This is a genomic window from Cobetia sp. SIMBA_158, assembly GCF_046566945.1.
Taxonomy (GTDB): Bacteria; Pseudomonadota; Gammaproteobacteria; order Pseudomonadales; family Halomonadaceae; genus Cobetia; species Cobetia amphilecti.
Map to the genome: position 1 here is coordinate 1 of NZ_JAWJYL010000825.1, position 249 is coordinate 249.

The window sequence follows — 249 nt, forward strand, 5'->3', positions numbered from 1 at the left end:
CTTCGACGAGCGGCGCGCTCACGTCAACGGGGGGACGTTTCGAATCGTTTTGATGGTTCATTGAAAGATGGCAAACAAGACGGGCGAGCGCAGATTGCAGATTCGCACATTCGCACATTCGGGCAAGAAACCAGGCACGTCTTCTGCTGTCGTATCGCTGGCGAAACAACAATGCAAAAACCGGAGTGCGCATGACGTCACCGCAACCCCAGCCCCGCGGCCCCGGCCGCACACTCGCCAGGATCTTCG

1 protein-coding gene is annotated in these 249 nt (G+C 58.6%); it reads right to left on the bottom strand.

The window, feature by feature from the left end; all coding sequences use genetic code 11:
- On the bottom strand, positions 1-193 hold a 193-nt coding region (locus R2R70_RS22130), incomplete at its 3' end, for a hypothetical protein (RefSeq protein ID WP_410979218.1).
- Positions 194-249 lie beyond the last annotated feature (56 nt).